The sequence below is a fragment of the Pseudomonas sp. P7548 genome (genome assembly GCF_013386585.1).
Taxonomy (GTDB): Bacteria; Pseudomonadota; Gammaproteobacteria; order Pseudomonadales; family Pseudomonadaceae; genus Aquipseudomonas.
The window spans coordinates 1-375 of record NZ_JACARO010000163.1 but is presented as its reverse complement, the minus strand read 5'-3'; the positions used below and the strand labels follow the sequence as shown (position 1 = coordinate 375).

The window sequence follows — 375 nt, the reverse complement described above, 5'->3', positions numbered from 1 at the left end:
GCGACTACGCCCACGACGGCCACTACTGGAAATTCCCGCTGACCGCTGCGGTGCCCAAACCCTTGCAAAAGGACCACCCGCGTATCTGGGTGGCCGCGCGTGACCCGGGCACCTTCGACTGGGCGGTGGGCATCGGCGCGAACATTCTCTCCACCCCGCTCTCCTTGCCCGCGGCAGAAATCGCCGTACTGGGCGAGAAATTCAACAAGGCCGTGGCCGACAACCCCCACGTGCCGCGCCCGCGCTTCATGATGCAGCGGCGTACCTGCGTCTACGCCAACCCGCAAGACTGGCAAGTGCCGGTGCAGCACAGCATGGACTTTGGCCGTGCGTTCGAGAACCTGCTGCAGAACGTCGGCACCGTGCACAACGGTT

Annotated in this window: 1 protein-coding gene; it reads left to right on the top strand. The window is 65.1% G+C overall.

Annotated elements, in window-relative coordinates; genetic code table 11:
• Positions 1 to 375: LLM class flavin-dependent oxidoreductase (locus HX803_RS31870; RefSeq protein WP_178926040.1), on the top strand; the 375-nt coding region annotated here is incomplete at both ends.